Annotated in this window: 22 protein-coding genes and 1 pseudogene; 4 read left to right on the plus strand and 19 right to left on the minus strand. The window is 40.3% G+C overall.

The genetic code is table 11. The features are described from left to right. Positions 1-164: 164 nt before the first annotated feature. Positions 165-839, minus strand: coding sequence for a LuxR C-terminal-related transcriptional regulator (locus A3775_RS05510; RefSeq protein ID WP_066377311.1), 675 nt, complete (start codon positions 837-839; stop codon positions 165-167). A gap of 103 nt (positions 840-942) precedes the next feature. Between A3775_RS05510 and A3775_RS05515 the strand changes: the two genes are divergently transcribed. After that, positions 943-1596 carry a DUF3386 domain-containing protein gene (locus tag A3775_RS05515; protein ID WP_066377314.1) on the plus strand — a complete coding sequence of 218 codons (654 nt, stop codon included), beginning with the start codon at positions 943-945 and terminating at the stop codon, positions 1594-1596. Positions 1597-1736: 140 nt separating this feature from the next. Here A3775_RS05515 and A3775_RS05520 read toward each other — a convergent pair whose 3' ends face one another. The 3 genes from A3775_RS05520 to A3775_RS05530 form a co-directional block, all read right to left on the minus strand. After that, positions 1737-3131 (minus strand): TldD/PmbA family protein, encoded by a 1395-nt coding sequence (locus tag A3775_RS05520; RefSeq protein WP_066424172.1) that lies wholly within the window; start codon positions 3129-3131, stop codon positions 1737-1739. A gap of 119 nt (positions 3132-3250) precedes the next feature. Next, a complete protein-coding gene (locus tag A3775_RS05525) occupies positions 3251-3673 on the minus strand; it encodes a hypothetical protein (RefSeq protein ID WP_066424174.1) in 423 nt (140 codons plus the stop codon). A gap of 56 nt (positions 3674-3729) precedes the next feature. Further along, positions 3730-4566 (minus strand): FAD-binding domain-containing protein, encoded by an 837-nt coding sequence (locus A3775_RS05530; protein ID WP_066424189.1) that lies wholly within the window; start codon positions 4564-4566, stop codon positions 3730-3732. A 582-nt stretch (positions 4567-5148) separates the two neighbouring features. On the opposite strand from A3775_RS05530, the gene A3775_RS05535 reads away from it, so the two are divergent. Then, positions 5149-7059, plus strand: coding sequence for a lipoxygenase family protein (locus A3775_RS05535; protein WP_066424190.1), 1911 nt, complete (start codon positions 5149-5151; stop codon positions 7057-7059). 45 nt (positions 7060-7104) lie between these two features. On the opposite strand, the gene infC is transcribed toward A3775_RS05535, so the two are convergent. After that, positions 7105-7599: a translation initiation factor IF-3 gene (gene infC, locus A3775_RS05540; RefSeq protein WP_082803683.1), complete on the minus strand. Its 495-nt coding sequence runs from the start codon at positions 7597-7599 to the stop codon at positions 7105-7107. Between the two features lie 222 nt (positions 7600-7821). On the opposite strand from infC, the gene A3775_RS05545 reads away from it, so the two are divergent. Further along, the gene (locus tag A3775_RS05545) at positions 7822-8481 is read left to right on the plus strand and encodes a general stress protein (protein ID WP_066377372.1); all 660 of its coding nucleotides are present in this window, start codon (positions 7822-7824) and stop codon (positions 8479-8481) included. A 68-nt stretch (positions 8482-8549) separates the two neighbouring features. Here the strand turns inward: A3775_RS05545 and A3775_RS05550 are convergent, their stop codons facing one another. The 6 genes and pseudogenes from A3775_RS05550 to A3775_RS05570 form a co-directional block, all read right to left on the minus strand. Next, positions 8550-8921 (minus strand): hypothetical protein, encoded by a 372-nt coding sequence (locus tag A3775_RS05550; protein WP_066377321.1) that lies wholly within the window; start codon positions 8919-8921, stop codon positions 8550-8552. After that, positions 8914-9126 (minus strand): annotated as a pseudogene (locus A3775_RS24935) (LLM class flavin-dependent oxidoreductase); the annotation flags it as partial. The gene A3775_RS05550 and the pseudogene A3775_RS24935, both read right to left, overlap by 8 nt. Positions 9127-9221: 95 nt before the next feature. Beyond that, positions 9222-9584 (minus strand): hypothetical protein, encoded by a 363-nt coding sequence (locus tag A3775_RS05555; RefSeq protein ID WP_231866951.1) that lies wholly within the window; start codon positions 9582-9584, stop codon positions 9222-9224. A 172-nt stretch (positions 9585-9756) separates the two neighbouring features. After that, entirely contained in the window at positions 9757-10068 is a 312-nt protein-coding gene (locus tag A3775_RS05560; RefSeq protein WP_066377323.1) for a hypothetical protein, read from the minus strand. A 2-nt stretch (positions 10069-10070) separates the two neighbouring features. Then, positions 10071-10361, minus strand: coding sequence for a hypothetical protein (locus tag A3775_RS05565; RefSeq protein ID WP_066377325.1), 291 nt, complete (start codon positions 10359-10361; stop codon positions 10071-10073). Positions 10362-10436: 75 nt separating this feature from the next. Further along, a complete protein-coding gene (locus A3775_RS05570; RefSeq protein WP_066377330.1) occupies positions 10437-10865 on the minus strand; it encodes a hypothetical protein in 429 nt (142 codons plus the stop codon). Between the two features lie 1060 nt (positions 10866-11925). Between A3775_RS05570 and cysK the strand changes: the two genes are divergently transcribed. Further along, positions 11926-12861 (plus strand): cysteine synthase A, encoded by a 936-nt coding sequence (gene cysK, locus A3775_RS05575; RefSeq protein WP_066377331.1) that lies wholly within the window; start codon positions 11926-11928, stop codon positions 12859-12861. 87 nt (positions 12862-12948) lie between these two features. Here the strand turns inward: cysK and A3775_RS05580 are convergent, their stop codons facing one another. The 8 genes from A3775_RS05580 to fdxB all read right to left on the minus strand — a co-directional run bounded on the left by A3775_RS05580 (position 12949) and on the right by fdxB (position 19116). Next, positions 12949-13458 (minus strand): ArsC/Spx/MgsR family protein, encoded by a 510-nt coding sequence (locus tag A3775_RS05580; protein ID WP_066377375.1) that lies wholly within the window; start codon positions 13456-13458, stop codon positions 12949-12951. 88 nt (positions 13459-13546) lie between these two features. Then, positions 13547-14158, minus strand: a complete 612-nt coding sequence (locus A3775_RS05585; protein WP_066424192.1) for a cupin domain-containing protein — start codon at positions 14156-14158, stop codon at positions 13547-13549. Between the two features lie 5 nt (positions 14159-14163). Beyond that, positions 14164-14340, minus strand: coding sequence for a hypothetical protein (locus tag A3775_RS24565; RefSeq protein ID WP_197480095.1), 177 nt, complete (start codon positions 14338-14340; stop codon positions 14164-14166). A 41-nt stretch (positions 14341-14381) separates the two neighbouring features. Continuing rightward, the gene (locus A3775_RS05590) at positions 14382-14867 is read right to left on the minus strand and encodes a hypothetical protein (protein ID WP_066377333.1); all 486 of its coding nucleotides are present in this window, start codon (positions 14865-14867) and stop codon (positions 14382-14384) included. Positions 14868-14970: 103 nt separating this feature from the next. Next, on the minus strand, positions 14971-15555 hold the full coding sequence (locus A3775_RS05595; RefSeq protein WP_066424194.1) for a heme-copper oxidase subunit III: 585 nt from the start codon (positions 15553-15555) through the stop codon (positions 14971-14973). A gap of 113 nt (positions 15556-15668) precedes the next feature. Beyond that, the gene (gene ctaD, locus A3775_RS05600) at positions 15669-17336 is read right to left on the minus strand and encodes a cytochrome c oxidase subunit I (RefSeq protein ID WP_066424198.1); all 1668 of its coding nucleotides are present in this window, start codon (positions 17334-17336) and stop codon (positions 15669-15671) included. A gap of 57 nt (positions 17337-17393) precedes the next feature. Continuing rightward, positions 17394-18344 carry a cytochrome c oxidase subunit II gene (gene coxB / locus A3775_RS05605; RefSeq protein ID WP_066424200.1) on the minus strand — a complete coding sequence of 317 codons (951 nt, stop codon included), beginning with the start codon at positions 18342-18344 and terminating at the stop codon, positions 17394-17396. A 478-nt stretch (positions 18345-18822) separates the two neighbouring features. Continuing rightward, positions 18823-19116, minus strand: coding sequence for a ferredoxin III, nif-specific (gene fdxB / locus A3775_RS05610; RefSeq protein WP_066424202.1), 294 nt, complete (start codon positions 19114-19116; stop codon positions 18823-18825). Between the last annotated feature and the right edge of the window lie 567 nt (positions 19117-19683).

Consider the following 19683-nt stretch of genomic DNA (forward strand, 5'->3'; position numbering starts at 1 on the left):
CGGCTCTCTCGCCTCGACACTTATCTAGAATAGCGAGGATTTTTGGCTTCGTCAAGGGGTAAAGGAAATTTTTTTTTTCTAACCTCTTAATGGTGCGGTCATTCAATAGGCTGAAAGGCTTGCTGGGCAAGGGCTGGGTTGCATAAAAAAATTTATCTTCCATCTCATCTTTGAATGAGCCAGTCTTGTAATCTGGCTACCATCTCAGCACGGGCTGATACTCCTAGTTTGCGGAACATTCTTTTGAGGGCTTGTTTGACGGAGTTTTGAGTAATCCACAGCCTTTGGGCAATTTCAGCGTTGGTTAATCCTTGTGCTACGAGTTCGGCAATTTGTAGCTCTCTGGGGGTTAAGGGATTAGTTGATGAGGAGGAAAATGTTTTTGGCGTGGTTCGTAGGGTGGCGATTTTGGCGGACAGATGTATACAGAGTGCACTGAGGTCGGCTAAATCGCTGGCGGTAAAGGGTGGATTTCCTCTGTCGCGGGCAAAATTCAGTGTTCCGATTAAACGACCGTCGCAAACAATTGGCCCTGTCATGACGTGTTCATGGTCATGGCGTGGACATAGGTTTTTCCAGTCTTCTGGGGTTAATATGAGTTGTTCATGGGCGGGAGAATGCCGCTCAACTACATATTGACCGATGGGATTACTTTCTAAACATACGGCTGGGATGCTTTGAATATCAATATTAGTTTTTGGCTGACTATCTATTAAATAGATACCCCAACGTTGCACACCGAAGTGTTCGCCAATTTTATCCATGAGGGTTGTTTGAATTTCTTCCTCGTTACGGATGTTAGCGATCGCATGAAATATATCATGTAGAGAATTAGGCATAAGTGTACCCAGTTGGGGTCTATGCGAGACTCAACAATTACTTCTATGCTAATACCAGCAAGATTAAAAAGCGACTATAAACTAATTGCGCTAGGAGAAGCACATGACAGTTACACAACTCTCTGCTCAGGAACTTTTCCGGGCTGCTTATGACAATCGATACACTTGGGACAAGAATTTTCCTGGTTATACAGCAGATATCACCTATAAACATGATGATCAGGTGATTACTGGTAAAGTTATTATCAATGCTGAACTCAAAGCGGAAGTTTTGGGTGTAGAGGATGAGTCAGCGAAAAAAGCTATTCACGGACAAGCTTGGGAGATAGCTATTCACCGTGTACGTCGCACCTTTGAAGAAACTCATGGGGCAAACACTTTTCGATATGGCGCGACTGACGAAGATGGTGCTGTGGAAATTTTAATGGGCGGTAAGGCTGAAGGCGATCGCTACAAAGTCCACAATAATATAGTGACTCTGGTTCATCGTCATATTCATGGTGTTGTTGTCACAATCAATACTTTTAGTGTTCACGACACTGGGGAAGGCTATCTGTCTCATACCTATGATTCGGTTTACCATGATCCTCAAACTGGTGAACAAAGAGGCGGAGTCAGCAACTTTGTAGATGAGTATGAAAAGGTTGGGGCTTATTTCATTCTCAACCGTCGGGAAATTCGCACTGAAACCGCAGGAAAAATCAATGTTCAGGAATTCAAATTTTCAAATATTCAGTTGTTAGAGTCTGCTGCTTAAGCTGAAGGTTTGAGATATTAGCATATTTATAGGGATACAGAATTAGCTGTGTCCCTTTTATTTGTGGGAATTTTTATCACGCAGAGGCGCAGAGGCGCGGAGAGTAAGAGTAAAAGAGTGGGAATTTTTGAGTTGCAGATTCATGTTTCTCCGCCTACTACTACATCTCGAATTCTTAGGCTGGGGCCTCCACATCCTACAGGTAAGCCATTTTGTCCGCCTTTGCCACAGCCGCCGGATTCATCCCAGTAAAAATCATCGCCAATGGCTTCAATATCTGCTAAGGTTTGAAACACGTTACCAGAAAGTGTGACATCTTTGACGGGTTCGGCAATTTTGCCATTTCTAATCATCCAAGCTTCCCCGGCACTGAAGGTGAACATTTCGCCGTTTGTCATGCCACCTAGCCAATTACGGGCATATACTCCTTCTTTGATATCTGTGAATAAGTCTGCAACTGGTGTTTTACCTGCTTCAATCCAAGTGTTGGTCATGCGTACAATCGGGTTAAAGTGGTAATTGAGACAACGAGCGTTACCTGTGGGGGTTTCGCCTAATTTACCTGCGGTTTCACGGGAATGTAAACGACCTACTAAAATACCGTCTTTTATGAGTTGAGTTGTGGTAGCTGGTGTACCTTCATCATCATAAAAATAACTACCACGATGTCCTTGTGGGGCTGCACCGTCAAAAATTTGTAGTTCTTCGGGGCCAAATCGCCGTCCAATAGTCATTACCTCTAATAAATCGGGGTTTTCGTAGGCCATATCAGCCTCGGAAAGATGTCCGAAGGCTTCATGAACAAATAAACCTGTGAGAATAGGGTCAATAACTACGGTATAGGTATTTCCTTTGACTGAGGGTAGAGATAAAGCTGCAACTGCCCTTGTGGCGGCACTTTTGACTTGTTTATCTAAATTGATCAAGTCTTCGTAGGCTTGGCGTGAACCTGTGGTTTCTCTGCCTGTTTGGACTATTTCGCCGTTTCTGGCTGTAGCTGCAAACCGCATTTCCATATCTACCCACGACTGTTGAATTAATGTCCCTTCTGAGGTGGCGATAATCACTTTTTGGGAACTGTCACTGTAACGAACTGAGGTGGTGGTAATGCGATGATCTACAGTTCTTAGTAATTCAGTATAGCGATCGCATAATTCTTTTTTTTCCGCAAGAGAAACTTGGCGCGGGTTTTTACCTTTCAAGGGTAGAGTACATACTGCTTGCACTGGTTCAATAGGTGCAAGTGTTGTCTGTTCATCACCAACCATCCGCGCGGCTGCAATTGCTTCTGTAATACGTTCTTCAATGGTGGAAAGCTGATTAAAACTACTTAAACCCCAACCACCTTTGTAACAAGCGCGGATATGTCCACCGATGGATATACCTTCGCTGAGGGTTTCTACCTTGTCGCCACGCAACAAGATATCAGTTCCTTCTGCTTGCTCTAGGCGAATCATTAAATAGTCTACACGCGATGAGTAGCGAGCAATCAGGTCAGAAAGTAAATTTTGTGTGTCAACAAGTGTAGATGTCATTTTTCGGTAGTCCCCAGATGAACTGCATTTATTTTGCAATTATTTGGGGAAAACCGACTAGGGGGTGAAAAAATAGGCAACTGAAAACAGTCTGACTTTCAGTCACCTACATTGATTAGCTAATCAAAAACATACTTTTCTGCTACCTTCCAGTAGCGTGAAAACCGCTTTAAGTCAATATATCCGTCATAATCAAAAAACGGTTCTACTTCAAACACTTCCAATTTTAAGGAACGTTCTATTTCATCACATGTATTATTAAACCGGGGACTGGGACTATCTGCCGTTACGACTAGGTTGGCATTATGTTCTTTAGCAAAGGTTAAAATTTCTTGTGCTACGTTCCCACGACGGATTTCAACTGGTAACTCTAGTAAGCATTCATAAATAAAGGTAAGTCTCTTGAGGCTGAGTTGCCATTCTTCGATCAAAGCATCATCCCAAACCCAAATAGCTGGCGCATCTGGGTATTCTTGTAATGCGGGGTTGTAGGGACTGAGACAGTCGCCGTGTATCCAAACAATTGCATTATTGTTAGTCATTAGTCATTAGTTATTGGGCATGGGGATTATGGCATAGGCTATATGATCTATCTTGTCTATTTTTTCTTGCCTCGCTGCCAAGTTTGACTGTTGGGTTTTTTGGTAAACTCACCTTTGGGAAAAAGTCGCTGTTCTATTTGTTCATAGCTGCCTTCAAAGTCACAATGACCATATAAAGGACATTTTTGGCAGTAAACGCCTTTGGTGTAACGTTCTAAGTTCTCGCGGTTGAAAAAATAAGGTTTATGGCTGAAGGTGCTGGCTACCCACTGCCATGACATATTATTGCTGGCAGGATCTCCGTCTAATAGGTGTTCTAAAAACCATTTTGCGCCTGCTTGCCAACGAATGCGCCGCCAATGAACTATGTACGCTGCTATCCACATTCGCGCATGATTATGCAGGTAGCCTGTTTCTCTTAGTTCTTGGCTGAAGTTGTCGATGCAAACTAAGCCTGTGCTTCCCTCTGTGATGTCTTGGGGTAGTTTGGGTGCGTATTCTGCGCTGGTGTAGCCTGTTTTATATTCTTCTTGGTCTTTCCAGATATCATTCCCTAATTTCACATATAATCGCTGCCAATAGTCGCGCCAACCTAATTCATTGATTAGTTTTGTCGCATCTTCCGGGTTTTCTACTTTATCTAATACGTAATCTCGAATTTCGCGTAAGCTTAAGACTCCGTAGCGGATGTATGGTGACAACCGAGTTACGTTTCCTGTGAAAAAGTTACGTGTTTTTGCGTAGGATGCTGGGTTGACTTTTTGTAAGGCTTTCTGAGCGGCTTTTCTACCGCCCACTGTGTTGCTAATATGATCATCACGTTCTGCTGCTTGCGGGAATTGTTGACGCAGATAGGCAACCAATTCATCTCGACTCGAAAAATCACGTAGCATATATTTACGTATTTATACAAAATATACGGCTGACAATATTTGTGGCTAGTAGGTTAAATAGCTTATGCTATACAACTGCATAGTAGTCGAAATCTAGAGTATCTATAGATAGTTTAGGTTGTTATCTATATTGGGACTTATGCAAGTATCACACAAAATTCTAGTTTTGTGTTGGTAGTAAGCGGCTCTAGCCTTGATTTTATCAAGTGCGTTTTGTTGGCGTAGGCTCTCATTGAGAAGAGAGGACTAAAGTCCTCACTACGAACTAGGTTATTATGCCATTGGCTTAAGTCCTAATTCTAGTTTTGTGTTGGTAGTAAGCGGCTCTAGCCTTGATTTTATCAAGTGCGTTTTGTTGGCGTAGGCTCTCATTGAGAAGAGAGGACTAAAGTCCTCACTACGAACTAGGTTATTATGCCATTGGCTTAAGTCCTATATATAAGACTTACGCATAGGTAAGAAAAAAACAAGGGTGGGGTTCGGGTTTGAGAATCTTAAATGTTACCTTGATGAAAAATACTTTTGCATAAGTCCTGCTATCTTATCTGCTGTCTATACTTAGTTCTGTACCAGGAATAAATTATGGTTTCTCAAGGAACTACCACGGAACAAAAAGGACACTATCGTTATAATCCCTATGGGTTAAATCAAAAGGGGCCAGCGCGGATTTTTCCTTATGCTGGTGAAGATGGGGTGTTGCGTTATATATTAACTAAACTGGGGGAAGATGCTATCAGTCAAGGTAAACTGTCTGAGCCTTGGAGTCTGCTGTTAAAACAAGCTAAGAGTACGATCGCTTCTTTAGATGAACTTTGGCTAGGTGTCTCTACTAAGTTGGTAGATTTGGAAATTTTTCAATCGGGGTGGTTTAATTTTAATTTGCCGCCTAATGAACAGTTTAACGCTAGCTATGTGCGGCAACGTCGGGGAATGATTGATTTCATCACTGCGGCGCAAAAGGCTGCTGATGCTAAAAATAGTATTGAGCAAAAGCGATCGCTCTTTTTCCAATCTTTAGAAAAAAGTGCTAAATCTAGCAAAAACGCCTCTCCCTACATTCCGACTCGTCCAGTAGCTAGTATCATACATCAACGAGATGGCGGTTTAAGCGATCGCGAATTTGCACGGCAACGATTAGCCGGTGCTAATCCTATGGTACTACGGCGGGTGAAATCAGCCGACCAAGGATTATTACAAGCTTGGGCAAATATACCCACTAATGTAGACTTGATTGAGTCAGCAGCCGCTAACCGTTTGTTTATTGCTGATTATCCCCTGTTTAAAGATTTAAAAGTGACTGATTTACAGGTGGGGAAGTATGTAGGAAGTCCGGTGGCTTTATTTCATCGCTCTGAAGCTGGGTTAGAACCTATACTTATTGAGGTGGAAAAAGGTAGAATAGTTACTCCTACAGTTACGGGAACACTTGCTGATGATTGGACAAGGGCAAAACTCTCTGTTCAAACAACTGATGTTACCCATCATGAGTTAATTTCGCATCTGTGCTATACCCATTTAGCAATGGAAGCATTTGCGATCGCTACTGCTCGACAATTACCGAATAATCACCCAGTTTCTCAGCTACTCAGTCCCCATTTTCAGTTTTTAATTGCGGTAAATGACCGGGCTAATACTATTTTGCTGGAAGAAGGCGCAGCAATCAATAAACTGACAGCACCGACTATTAGCACATCAGTCAATTTAATTAATCAAGCTTACCGCAATAAAATATTTTGGGATTATGCTCTACCCAATGACATCGAACATCGGGGAATTGAAACTAAGTTTTTGCCGGAATACCCCTACCGTGATGATAGTCTACTGTTATGGGAGGCGATCGCTAAATACACTAAACTATATTTACAACGCTACTATGTTGATGATCAAGCTGTAATCAAAGATTCTTATCTACAAGCTTGGGCTGATGAACTTAGCACACCATTAAATACCCGTCCGAAGTCAGAGTTTCCCCAGGTTCCTGCATGGTTTCCTCAAGAATGGGCGATCGCATTGGGACTACAACCCCAAGATTTACCTTCTCATCCCCGTGTACCTGGGTTTACTAAAATCACCAGCTTACAACAATTAATCGATATTGCCACAATTATTATCTTTACTTGTGGCCCTCAACACGCAGCTATTAACTATAGTCAATTTGATTATCTTGGTTACGTACCCAATGCACCTTTAGCTAACTACAGCCGACCAGATACACCTGTTAGTTTACCAGAATTCTTACCACCAGCAGATAGAGAAGTTTTGCAAATGCGGTTAACCTTTGCTTTGAATGCGATTTATTGGGGTAAGCTGGGAAGTTCTGAGTTAATTAATTTTACCAATAGAAGCGATCAAGAAATTCTCACCCAGTTTCAAAATGATTTAATGGAAATAGAAAACAAGATTAAAGCACGCAATCAAAAACGCCTGGCTGATACTGGGGTTGACTATCCCTATCTTCTACCTTCGCGCATTCCCAACAGTATCAACATTTAAGTAGTTTTTATCAAGGGATCTCTCCAGAGATCCCTAAAAATTATATTAAGCAGGAATCACTTGCACAACCAAGGCGCGTTTATCAAACGACTGGATTTTACCTACTTGACTGAGATCATTGACAACCCGATCTAACAATTCTCCAGCATGATCACGATGTTGGTGTTCTCTACCACGTAAACGCACAGCAAATTTTACAGAATCACCTTTACTTAACCACTGTCTTGCTTGCTGAATGCGTAAATTATAATCAGCCAAGCCGACGTTTGGACGAAACCGTACTTCTTTTACGGTTGGCCTAGCACTATTTCCTTGACGTTTTTTCTTTTGATATTGTAATTTGCCATAGTTGATAATCTTAGCTACTGGAAACTCTTGGTTTTGAGAAACCACCACTAAGTCAAGCCCTACACTCTCTGCTATCTGTAGAGCCTCATTGGTATCAACCAAGCCACGATTATGATTTTCATGGTCAATCAAGACGACTTGAGATGACTTGATTTGGGAGTTAATTTGTTGTTTTTGAACTACGATAACGATTTCCTCTTAAAATTACTAAACATTTTACCTTGTCGGTAATACTAAGGTAACACAATATTCATTGATGAGAATTTTTAGGGAAAAGTGGCTGATATTATACCTTTCTTCTGATGGAGTGGCACTTAAACCTATAGATTGATGAATTTATTGATGCCAGAAGCCAAACTTGAAATAAGTATTACTAACAAAAATAGTGCCAAAGTAATTATTTCAGGAGGAAAAATGGTATCTACTCATTATAAACGTGCAATTGGTACATTTAGAAACCGACAAGAAGCTGAACAAGCACTACACGAACTGAGAAATTCCGGTTTCCCAATGGATAGGGTTTCTATCTTGGCAAAAGACACAGAACGGAATGAGCAAATAGCAGGCGCGCGTGTAGAAGATCGTGGTGATACAGAGGCTCAAGAAGGTGCTGGTATTGGTGCGACAACAGGTACTGTCTTGGGTGGTATTGGCGGTTTACTGGTTGGGTTGGAAGCTTTATTAATTCCCGGTGCTGGGCCTTTTCTAGCAGCCGGTACAATTGCAACTACCTTGGCTGGTGCTGGTATTGGTGCGGCGGCAGGTGGTATCGTGGGGGCATTGACTGGTTTAGGTATCCCTGAAGAAGATGCTAGACGTTACAGCGATCGCGTGTCTCAAGGAGAATACTTGGTAATCTTAGAAGGCACGGAAACAGAAATTGATCGCGCTGCTCATATTTTCAGAAACCGGGGTATTCGTGACTGGAGAGTACACGACATCTCTGATACTCGTGGTTATAGAACTGAGGTTGCTCCTACTACAGTAGTTGAGCGAGAAACCGAGGTTTACCCTGGAACATCACCAGATGAGGATGTGGTGGAGATTATTGATAAGCGCGATCGCATTTCATAAAAAAAATAACTCTCCCCAAGGGTGGGGAGGTTAAGGTGAGAGTTGAAAAACTTAATATTTACAGCCAATCACAGCCAATCACGGTAAGCTGAGATTTCATTGACGCTAATTTCTAATGGCCCACCTTTACCAAAAGGGGGATAAACACGAATTTTGGCGTGAGTGGTGAATCTTTCTAGTCGATTACCTAACTGGGGAATGTTGCTGACTATATGCCAGTAAGATACTATATCAGGGCAGTCAATGACTAGCATGACAATAGTATCTTTTTTGGTTAAATACCATTGGCAGTTAGATAGTAGTGCTTGGGTAATGCGATCGCAGGCTAAATAAAAGCATCTGCCAATAGATTGTTCTAGTTCCAGATGCAGCATTCCATCCTCTTTTGTCACCTCGCTGGGAGGTAGATCATCAGGAGGAAGCAAGTTAAGTTTAGACATAATTTTTAACCTCTTGGTTATAGCACCGCCAACTTTCTTGATTCTTTTCCAGACTCAAAGATGCTTGTTTAAATGCTAGTTTCCCTCGATGCAATGTGTCCTGAAATCTCGTGATTTTGTCGCGACAAGTGAATACATCCCCAATAATTGAATTTTCAATCAAGTAGTCTTCATCAAAACAGAAGTTTTTTCTGCTCAAAAGCTTGATGATGGTGAGAACTATTTTGCAATGCAAAATAGTCCATTGTTCATCTTTAGCTTACTTGTGTTAGTGCTTCATCTCCAGCGAGATGCCAATCTTTAATTCGTCACCATATGCAAATCCAACCACAAACGTGGATCATTATCCTTGAGCTTCGACAAGGGATCTCGTAATAATCGTTTAGCATTCATGCAAACAACTTGTACTAATCCCATGTTTTCTGCTAACTCTCGCAATATTTCCTTATGCGCTTGCACATGAGGTAGCATCTCATCAGAGCAGTAAATTCCTATATATTGCAAGCGTCTAACTGGCCGTCCCCAAAAACAGGTGATGACTTTCACATGACACCCATCTAATAATTCCCCAACTTTTGGGTAGTATTGATTGACGACTCTTGTGAATTCTTTAGCTAATATATCCTCTGCAATCATTGCCACTGATATTTTTGTAGCGTTCATCACTACAATTAATATAACATATATTTGTTATTTAATGATGACAAATAACTTTATTTGTTTACATAAATTTATTAAAATATACAGAAAAAAAGGGGTTGCTTGATATCAAGTAAACCCCTAAAAATTTCTAGTCAATTCATGCCACTCAATGATTTATTGATTGGTATTTATATTATCTAGCCTTGCGTTCTGCAACCAAGACTTCTGCAAGTATTTCTGGTAAATTATTCAAATCAACAAACCCATCGGAACCGTTAATCGGTGTCATAAAAGTATAATTTGGGTCACAAGCTCCTGTATCATAGACTTGAATAAACCATTTATCTGGAAAGCCTTCTACACCCAATTCCACAATGTACCAACTCTCACCAACAAGACGAGAATTTAAAATAGTAAACCAATCTCTATAATCTTCTGGTATATTCCAATCAGCCAAGAGAAACTCTAATGCTATATGTCCAGCATCAGTTGCAGTCAGTAGCATTTTTACTCCTTGTTTGCAACTTCAGAACTGTTATCCGCAGAGTTTTGAAAATCAGGATATAAGCCCAACTGTTTTGCTAATTCACGCGCAATAAAAAACAAAAATTTTGAACCGTCTTGATTACCTTGGTGTGCAAATGCAGTTGCAACTTGTACAACTATTTCCACAAAACCAGCATCAATTAATTCTTGATTAGCTTCCAAAATTGCTGGTTCTTCACCATTCGGACATTTGAGTAATTCATCAATCAAATTAAAGTATAAACTTTGGCGTTCTTGTTTTATGTCTTGCATAGTAGTTTACTGGCTGTGATCAGGTGAATATGATGAGTTTTCAGTCAATCATCAAAGATAAAATATCTTTGAAATTTACTGCTCAATACTTTGCTGCCAAAGTCTTTCTAACATCTCAATTTGTGCTTGTAAAAGACTGGCACGATAAATTAAATATTTATCATAAATAACAATTCCTAATCCAATCATTGCGGGTGTTAATATAATCAGCCACTGGAAAATAATCAAAATTTTGTAATGTTCAATATTAGCCAGCATTTGATTAAAAATTTGACAAGTAGGTGATTTTCTTGCAAATAGGGCTTGTGACGAATTTTGATTGATGTTGCTGATAGATATTGAAGTATCTGTTGCATTCAGCTTACTAACTTCATAGAGTAATTTCTGTGTTTTAACGAACTCTATATGTTTTTCCCACACAAAATTTAAAACTACCAGCCCCGGAGACACTACAGCGAAAGTCACTAGACAAACTGTGAGAACATTTAGAAGTTTAGGTTTCATCTTTGCTCTCCTTGCTAGATAGTCAACACCCCAAATTTTAAATATCGTAATATTTCAATTTCTGACAAGCTGAGAAATTGAGTTATAATTTAAATCAGAAAGCTACCAAGAATACAGAATTTTCATAAATTTAGCTGTTAATACCTGAGTTTGTTTTTGTCATTAAAAGTTAACTGGGTAGTCATAGATGTTGCTTAATATATGCTTATTGATTAAGAAGTCCCCCCTTGTTCTTTGGTTTTACCCATTGAATTTCGGGGGGTAGAGGGGAATCTCTGCGTAAATCCTATATGTTTTATATCAGTTACTCCTTTTGTCCATAGTCTAGCTGAGTCAGATTAAGATTATTAAAGTTATTAAATTTGTACTCAACATTTAAAACCCTTGCAATGCAAGGATTACAAAGATTATTTTGGGTTGGGGTGCTAGTATTTTTGAAGTGGGGTACTAGCATTAATTGGGGAGGGTTCTAGTATTTATTAACTTCACCTCAAACCTAACTGGGCTGTTAACTCAAGCCAATCTTGCTTGAGTTATTTAGTTTTAAAACTTGTACTCAAATGAAATATGTTGATGGGAAAGTATACACAAAGGAACAAGAAAAAACTATTAAATATTAGTGAAAAAGTTATGATTGATGCAATTAACTAAAGGAATTAAAAAAATATTAAAAGTTAACTGTTCATTGCAATATATTTATATAATTCTCGTTTAATTGACGGCAGGTTTAGCAACTTAGTTCCGTCATAGGAATTAAATTTATCTTTAAAAATGTTTTTAAAAATACTAAATGATAAATGATGAGGCAATAAATAAAAAATGTGATGTAATATATTTTTTTTGAAAAATTTTTGTGCTTTAGTGGGAGTTAATGCCTATAGTATAGGTTTGTAGTAAGCACTTTAATGCTAAGAGCTTAAGGACTAAAGTCCTTACTACGAACTTGTTAGGAGTTCACAAGCTTGAGTTTGTACCTTTGACGGAAGTGTATTGTTTTATAAGTTAAGTATTATTGGTAAATAGTCTGTGGTTATAAATTAATAAGTTTAGGAGTAAATTTATGCGAATTGCTAAAGATGTCACAGAACTTATTGGAAAAACTCCTTTAGTACAACTCAATAAAATTCCTCAGTCAGAAGGTGTAGTTGCTAGGATAGTTGTCAAATTAGAAGGCATGAATCCGGCGGCTTCTGTGAAAGATAGAATTGGGGTGAGTATGATTCTTTCCGCAGAAGCTGAGGGTGTAATTGAGCCAGGAAAAACGATTTTAGTTGAGCCTACTTCTGGAAATACAGGAATTGGTTTGGCAATGGTGGCAGCAGCCCGTGGCTATGGTTTAATTTTGACTATGCCAGAAACTATGAGTCAAGAAAGACGGGCAATGCTGAAAGCCTATGGTGCAACTTTAGAATTAACACCGGGGGCGGAAGGAATGCGGGGCGCGATTCGCAAAGCTGAGGAAATTGTGGCGAATACTGCTAATGCTTATATGCTGCAACAGTTTCGTAACCCAGCAAACCCTAAAATTCATCGAGAAACTACTGCTGAAGAAATTTGGACGGATACCGATGGGGAAGTAGATTTTTTGATTGCAGGGGTAGGAACTGGAGGAACTATTACTGGGATTGCAGAAGTGATTAAGCAACGCAAACCCAGTTTTCAGGCGATCGCAGTTGAACCTAGCAACAGTCCGGTTCTCTCTGGTGGTGAACCTGGTTCTCATAAAATCCAAGGTATTGGTGCTGGTTTTATCCCCGATGTCCTGCGTGTGGAACTAATTGATGAAGTCATCAGAGTTAGTGATGATCAAGCCATGAGTTACGGACGGCGTTTAGCCAAAGAAGAAGGTTTACTGTCTGGGATTTCCTCCGGTGCGGCTTTATGTGCAGCCATTCAGGTAGGTAAACGCCCAGAAAATGCAGGTAAGTTAATCGTGATGATTCAGCCTTCTTTCGGTGAACGTTATCTGAGTACACCTATGTTTCAGAATGTGTGATTGGGGATTGGGGATTGGGGATTGGGGATTGGGGATTGGGGATTGAGTAACAGTTCTTGTCCCCTGCACCCCTGCACCCCTATCTAATTAATGATTAGAACCTTGACGCTGGTGTTCTTGCTGACTGTGATGGTTGCAATTACCTCGTTCGTCGTGGTGATGATCATGACTATGCCCGTGGGCGCAACCTTGTAAGTTTTGACTCATCAGGTTTTCACTCATGGCGCGGAAGGATTCATCTACAGGTTTCAAGCCAATCCAAGCGTCTAGTGTTTCGACATCAAAACCAACTTCCCGGCGATCGCCTACTTGCAGTAAAGGACGACGAATCAACAGAGGGTCTTGTAACATTAATAATAAAGCGGTTTGTTCGTCTAAATTTTCGGGAACTATCTCACCAGATTTAATTTTAGGTGCAGAACGGTTAAACCATTCAGCAACCGGGCGATCGCCAAAAAATGACCGCAGACGTTCCTTTGTCCAAGGTTCAGTTAGTAGATTATAAGCTACAACTTCATGTCCAGCCGCAGTTAGCAACACCTTTTGTTTAGTACCACCTTTACAACCAGGTTTTTCATAGAAAATTACTCTCGCCATTGCATTCTCTCCTTTAATTGGGGACTGGGTATTGGGTATTGGGGACTGGGTATTGGGGACAGGTTCTACTCCCTGTTCCCTCGTGGTGTTAAAACTTTTTGGCGCGATGGGTGACTGCATCAAACTCAAACCTTTGTTTGGGATCAGTTTCACCGTAAACATTAAAAGTCACAGTAGGTTGATCACTTAGTGCTTCCACACTATGAATTGCGTCGGGAGTGAAGCTAATAATATCTCCAGGTGATAAAATTATTTCTCCCGTGGGTTCAATTTTGTCTGGAAAATCTGGGTTGTGGGTGCGTCGCCAAACAGTATTTTTTTCTTGTCCTTTTAATACCGCCACTACTCCCCATGTTCCATGATTATGAATAGTAGATATGCTTCCTGGTGCAAATGTAACTGTCTGCACGGTTAACGGAAAACCTAACTCATCATATAACAGGACAACAGAGGTTCCGGTGGTAGAAGAAGGCTCTAAATACTGACTTCGCACCCAGTAAGAATTGACAATCAAGCGTCTGACAAGCATTCGGATTTCTGGTAGACAAATTAATTCATCTTCTACCCCATTTAGAACATCTTCTATTTCAGTTAAAAACCGATATAGACGATAATTCTCTTGTAATAAATTCCAACTTCTTGCAGCTTTACACACTTGATATTGACCGTCTCCTGTCAGGAGCCAATCTCTACCTTGCATAATATTTAAAATCTTAGTTGAGAGATGTTTGGAAAGACAAATACAGGAGTGACAATTTTAGGCATCTCCGCACGAGGAAATGTAGGAGCTACCACTTGAGAGGGTAACAGGTCATTATTAGGGTTAGAAGATGTAGTGAGAGCTTGATAGGAAGATGCGCTGAAAAATGAAAAACTGTTCATAGCTGTTGATAGGTGATTCTTGGCTGTTAACTATGGGCTAATCAATCATCTTCTTCGGCTGGACGTGTTAAAACATCCCATAGGATTCCTGCTCCGAAATCATTCTTTTCGTCAATCTCTTTGACTCTGAGACTGATTTCTTTAGCACGCTCGATTTCCCCTAATTTTGCTAATACTAATCCAGTAGCGGCATAAGCATTTAAGTACAACCTGATTGGGGATTCTTCCCGGCGATTAATGAGTATCGGCTTGAGTTGTTCCCATTCATCAGGTAACTTCTCTGATTCCTTAATTTTATCTAATAATTGGCGAGTTGTTTGCAATGCCAAAGAATAATTATTTTTATAAAAGAAAAATCTATAAGCTGCTACAAATACATCAGTATTTTCCCCAGTTTTAGCCAATGCTTCTTGAATGTATTTTTCTGATTCTGAGGTATTTTCCCAATGTTGTGCAGCTAAAATTAATAACTTTTTGATGTCTTCGGGAACTTGAAACCAGGAGAATTTGTTGGTGTCAATTTGCATAACTTTATGGATAGGGAATTGGGCATGGGGCATGGGGCATAGGGCATTGGCTAAATCTCACTTATTTGCTTCATCTCCCCCTACATCCCTACACCCCATTCCCTTAAAACAGTGTGAGGATATAAATTAAGGTGAACAGAATAATCCAAATGATGTCTACGAAGTGCCAGTAAATTTCTGCCATTTCGATGCCAGTATGCTTAGTAGCAGAATAATGACCGGGACGACGCGATCGCCACAACACTCCTAAAATTAATAACAGTCCCACAAACACGTGCAAACCGTGGAAACCTGTCATCAAATAGAAGCAGTTAGCAAACACATTAGTAGTCAGACCATACCCTAAATTTTGGTACTCATAAACCTGACCAGCTAAAAATACTGCTCCCATAATAGCGGTCACCAAATACCAAAACCGCATTCCCCAAACACTATTCCTTTTAATCGCCATATCACCGAAGTGAATGACAAAACTACTAGACACCAAAATCGCCGTATTAACTGCGGGTATAAATAACTCCACCTCTGTTCCCTCTGGCGGCCAAACATCCGTAGACCCCCGAAAAAACAAATAAGTAGCAAAAAACCCGCCAAACATCAAAGATTCCGACACCAAAAAAGTCAACAACCCCCAAACCCGTAAATCAGGATGCGCCTCATGATGCTCATTCGCCGTTAAAACAGTCATACATACCTCTTAATTAAATTTTTGATGATGACCTCTCCCCTAACCCCTCTCCTACGAGGAGAGGGGAACTGTGATTACTCCCCCTTCCCTACAAAGGAAGGGGCTTTGGGGGGTTAGGTTGATGAACTTACTTCCGACGAATGACCATATTCATAAGGCCCATGAGTCACCACGGGTAAAACCTCCCAATTCTCCACCATCGGAGGTGAACTTGTAGTCCATTCCAAAGTTAAAGCATTCCAAGGATTATCACCCGCCAATTCTCCCTTACGCCAACTCAAAATAACATTCAGCGCAAACGGAATTACCGACAACCCCAACAGAAACGCCCCAAATGTACAAAGCTGATTTAAACCTGTAAACTGTGGGTCATACATTGCCACTCGTCGAGGCATACCTTGTAAACCCAACTGGTGCATTGGTAAAAAGGTTAAGTTAGTGCCGATTAAAGTCAGAACAAAGTGAATACGTCCCCAGACTTCATTTAGTTTGCGTCCGGTCATTTTCGGGAACCAGTGGTAAATACCCGCATAGATGCCAAACACAGAACCACCAAACAATACATAGTGGAAGTGTGCCACTACATAATATGTGTCGTGAACGTGAACATCAAAAGGTGCTGTTCCCAAGGTTACGCCGCTTAAACCACCCATGACAAACATCGACAGCAAGCCGACTGCAAATAGCATGGCAGTGGTAAAGCGAATCTTACCACCCCAGAGGGTAGCTACCCAACTGAAAATCTTCACACCTGTAGGTACAGCAACTATTAGAGTGGAGATGGTGAAGAACATCCGCATCCAGCCTGGTGTACCACTGGTAAACATGTGGTGTACCCAGACAAACAAACCGACAACACAGATGGCAAGACTAGAATAGGCGATCGCTTTATATCCAAAAATCGGTTTGCGTGCATGAACCGGAACTACTTCGGACATAATGCCGAAGATGGGCAGAATCATCAAATATACTGCTGGGTGAGAGTAGAACCAGAATAAGTGCTGGTAGATAATCACGTTACCACCGGCATCTGGTTTAAAAAAGGATGTACCAAAATTCAAGTCAAACAGTAGCAATACCAAACCTGCGGCTAACACAGGTGTAGACACCAACGCTAGGATTGAGGTTGCTAAGATAGCCCAGCAAAATAAAGGTAATTGATCCCATTTCATGCTGGGGACTTTCATCATTAAGATGGTAATGACAAAGTTCACCGAACCGAGAATCGAAGAAGTCCCCACCAACACTATCGCTAAAACCCACATACTTTGAGCGATGGGGGCGGTGACAAGACTTAAAGGTGGGTAAGCTGTCCAACCAGATTGAGAACCACCGAAGATGAAGCTAGCTAATAGCAGTAATCCGGCTGGTGGGTTTAACCAAAAGGCGATCGCATTTAATTTGGGAAACGCCATATCTCTCGCCCCCACCATCAACGGGATGAGATAGTTACCAAATCCCCCGATCGCACTGGGAACAATCCATAAGAAAATCATGATTGTTCCGTGGTTAGTCATGAAGGCGTTGTACAGATTCGGATCGATGAAGTCTGCTTCTGGTGTGGCTAATTCGGTGCGGATAGCGATCGCCATCAACCCACCAATCAGATAAAACACAAAGGCAGTCACTAAATATTGGATGCCTATAACCTTATGGTCTACGTTAAACTTGAAATAGTCATGCCACTTCCAAGTTTGAGAATGTAAGGTGTGACCTACCACCAGATGTTGAGATGAATTGTCGTCTGGTGGCGTGTGCCGGGGAAATTCTACTTGAGTCATACTTGTTGTCTTAACTATTGGTTCAGTTGTCAGTAGTCGAAAATTGACAACTGGACTTTACTTGTGAAGTTGAGCTAAAGTTGCTGCATCAATTCCCATGTTGTGGTTATGGGGTGCAAGAAACTCTGATGTTGATAACTCGGCTGGATTCACAGCCACAGCAGTTGTCAGGTTATGCTGTTGAGCAATTTGATTTTCTGTCAGCCAGCTATCAAACTCTTCTGGTGTATGAACCACAACCTGTGTCCGCATTGAACCATGATAACCACCGCAAAGTTCAGCACAAACTACAGGATATGTTCCGGGTTTAGTGGCGACAAAGCTGAGTTGAGTTGGTACACCGGGAATTGCGTCTTGCTTGAGGCGGAATTGGGGAACCCAAAAGGAGTGAATGACATCCTGTGCTGTGAGATTGAGTTGTACATCCGCACCGACGGGAACGTGTAACTCACCCGTAGTTACAGCATGATCAGGATAGTCAAATATCCAAGCAAACTGCATACCAGTGACATTTACCAGCAAATCGGCTGTTTTTGCTTCTTCGGTGGGAGCTATGCCAATGCCAATGCTAGGAGCAGTTTCAGGTTTTGGGGTATTTTCTAGAGTGGCGGCGATCGCCTGATGAGAAGCATGGGGATGACTTCCTGGTTCTAAACCACCCATCTGGTTATAGACATCCACACTGTAAATCCCCAGAAAAACCACTATCAAGGCGGGAATTGCTGTCCAGAAGATTTCTAAGGGAACATTACCTTCTACTGCTACACCATCACTGTTGTCACCCCGGCGACGGCGATATTTGATCAAAAAAATCAAAATTGTACCTTGCACTACTAAAAACAGTGCGATCGCAATGGTAAACATAATATTAAAAAATCCGTCTACCAAAGGTGCTTGTTGTGATGCGGCAACTGGCAGTAATGTGTGATGTTGACCTATCCAAATACTAATGCCTCCAATTACTATTCCCGCAATTAGAGTCCATAGTGAAATAGGAATCTGTTCCATAAATACTACCTAATTTTTTAATCTTATGTCTTGGTAAAAAGTAATAGATATTACCCATTACTCATTGCCTCACCTCTAGCTTCCATATCTAGTAAATCCTGTAGACTTTATCTCTACTCATAGGTTTTTACATAGTCACAGAATAGTTTTTGGATTTCACTTATTAACGTTTTACCTTACCCCTATAAAAATTGGGGGATTTTTTCCAGATATCTTTACATCTGTCCCCCAAAAACTTAACAATATATGTTGCATTATTTAACAATGTTGCTTTTGCTCAACAAAAGCTGAAATTTTCTTTAAGCACACTTTTAGCGTTCACAGCAAGTATAAATTTGTTAATAATTAATAATTAGTGATTTACGCATTTGTTTATCGTCAACTTTTCAGCTACGATAAATATTTCTATATTCCCCTCTAGTTACCTTACTGTGTATTTTGTTACAGCTAACAGTGTCTGACTCTTAAGACTTAGAGCTTAATTGTCCAAGGTAACATGGGTGTAGCAATTCTTAGGACAAATCCGCGCACAAGCTTCACAACCGACGCAGTTCTCTGGATAAGCAACTATCATCACTTTGCGCTCGATTTCATCATCATCCTCATCATCTACAAATTCACCTTCTTCATTCAGTGCTTTCAAATCCAACACAGAATGACCACATACTTTCACACATCTGCCACATCCGATACATTTATCTTTGTCAATTGATTGAGCAAACTTAGGTGTCCAAGTTTTGCCTCCAAAGGTCAATCCTGTGAGTACGGCCATGAATGAACTCCCGGCTATTCTGCCAATAAACTTGTTGGTACGTTAATCTTCATATTACTTGAATTTTATCTAAAAATTTTGTTATTCAGCAATTAATTGTGATGTGAAAAAATGATTCTTTTATACAAAAATTCTTTGTAGTAAAGCCAGATTATTCCTAAATAGAAATCTTTACTATTAATCAAGTCTAGAGATATTTGAGGTTAACAATTACGTCAATAAATTTTATTGACTTTGTGTTTAATTAAAGGAACTTAATTTTATACATTAAACGTTGAGTTTATCTCAAATTTAATGACATTAATTAGCAATTAATCCGCATTTATAAATTTGATACAGTAAATTGTATTAAGCTATACCAACAAGATTTTTTGATATTTATAGCTATATACTTTTATTTCAAGAAATTTTTGTTAATTACTTATACAAGTTTACGCAGATTAATGAGTAAAAATTTTGAAAAATCATGTTTAGTTCATACAAATCAAATTTGTAGCTGTGATAACAGATTATTAATTTGACTTGAATATTAAAATTTTTAATTGACTAATAAATCAAATAATTTTG

This window comes from Anabaena sp. 4-3, assembly GCF_001597745.1.
Classification (GTDB): domain Bacteria; phylum Cyanobacteriota; class Cyanobacteriia; order Cyanobacteriales; family Nostocaceae; genus Trichormus.